This window comes from Phocaeicola massiliensis B84634 = Timone 84634 = DSM 17679 = JCM 13223 (assembly GCF_000382445.1).
In the GTDB taxonomy this organism is placed as follows: domain Bacteria; phylum Bacteroidota; class Bacteroidia; order Bacteroidales; family Bacteroidaceae; genus Phocaeicola; species Phocaeicola massiliensis.
The window spans coordinates 1-1,752 of sequence record NZ_KB905482.1; the positions used below are offsets into that span (position 1 = coordinate 1).

The 1,752-nt window shown below is 49.1% G+C and carries 2 tRNA genes and 1 rRNA gene; all 3 read left to right on the forward strand.

Annotated elements, in window-relative coordinates:
• The first annotated feature begins 34 nt into the window (after positions 1–34).
• A tRNA-Ile gene (locus tag HMPREF1534_RS00030) sits at positions 35–108 on the forward strand.
• A 16-nt stretch (positions 109–124) separates the two neighbouring features.
• A tRNA-Ala gene (locus HMPREF1534_RS00025) sits at positions 125–198 on the forward strand.
• Between the two features lie 114 nt (positions 199–312).
• A 23S ribosomal RNA gene (locus tag HMPREF1534_RS0119460) occupies positions 313–1,752 on the forward strand; the annotation flags it as partial.

Below are 1,752 nucleotides of genomic sequence, written 5' to 3' on the forward strand. Positions count from 1 at the left end.
AGTCTAAACAAAGGTAGACTAGGTTGAACCTGACAGTCCTATAGCTCAGTTGGTTAGAGCGCTACACTGATAATGTAGAGGTCGGCAGTTCAACTCTGCCTGGGACTACGAACTCAGTAAGTTCGGGGGATTAGCTCAGCTGGCTAGAGCATCTGCCTTGCACGCAGAGGGTCAACGGTTCGAATCCGTTATTCTCCACTCTCTCTGAAAAGAGAAACGATCTATGACATATTGTACAAGCAAAACAGTAATTTTAGTAGTAAAAAGCTAAAAGTATATATCATCCCGCACTGGCAATAGTGTGCGATAATAAAGAAAGTAAGCAAGGGCGCATGGCGGATGCCTTGGCTCTCGGAGGCGATGAAGGACGTGATAAGCTGCGATAAGCTTCGGGGAGGTGCAAATAACCTTTGATCCGGAGATTTCCGAATGGGACAACCCAATATCTTGAAGAGATATTATCCAACTCGGTTGGAGGCTAACGCAGGGAACTGAAACATCTTAGTACCTGCAGGAAAAGAAAATAATAATGATTCCCCCAGTAGTGGCGAGCGAACGGGGAATAGCCCAAACCGGTTATGTTACGGCATGACCGGGGTAGTAGGACTACGGCATTGCATGAAAACAGCAGAGAAGAACTTTCTGGAAAGAAAGACCATAGAGCATGACAGTTGCGTATTCGAATGTTGTCGAAGCATAGTAGTATCCTGAGTAGCGCGGAGCACGAGGAATTCTGCGTGAATCAGCCGGGACCATCCGGTAAGGCTAAATACTCCCGAGAGACCGATAGTGAACCAGTACCGTGAGGGAAAGGTGAAAAGCACTTCGAACAGAAGAGTGAAATAGTTCCTGAAACCGTGCGCCTACAAGCGGTCGGAGCAGCGTAAGCTGTGACGGCGTGCCTTTTGCATAATGAACCTACGAGTTACCGTTGCCGGCAAGGTTAAGGGTCATGAGGCCTGTAGCCGAAGCGAAAGCGAGTCTGAACAGGGCGTATAGTCGGTAGTGGTAGACGCGAAACCAAGTGATCTACCCTTGAGCAGGTTGAAGTCCGGGTAACACCGGATGGAGGACCGAACCAATAAGCGTTGAAAAGCTTCTGGATGACTTGAGGGTAGGGGTGAAAGGCTAATCAAACTTGGAGATAGCTCGTACTCCCCGAAATGCATTTAGGTGCAGCCTTGACCATTACTAATGTGAGGTAGAGCGACTGATAAGATGCGAGGGCTTCACCGCCTATCAAGTCTTGATAAACTCCGAATGCGCATTAGTTTGAGGTCAGGAGTGAGGGCATGGGTGCTAAGGTCCGTGCCCGAGAGGAGAAGAATCCGGACCACCTGCTAAGGTCCCGAAATAACAGCTAAGTTAAACTAACGAAGTCAGATTGCTAAGACAGCTAGGATGTTGGCTTGGAAGCAGCCATTCATTTAAAGAGTGCGTAACAGCTCACTAGTCGAGGAGTTTGGCGTGGATAATAATCGGGTATCAAGCTGTTTACCGAAGCAGTGGGATCATATAATGATCGGTAGGGGAGCATTCCACTCTGCGTCGAAGGTGGGGCGTGAGCCCTGCTGGAGCGTGTGGAAAAGCAAATGTAGGTATAAGTAACGATAAAGGGGGTGAGAAACCCCCTCGCCGCAAGACTCAGGTTTCCTGATCAACGCTAATCGGATCAGGGTCAGTCGGGTCCTAAGGCTCAGCCGAACGGCGAGGCCGATGGCAGAACCGGTTAATATTCCGGTACTACCCTTT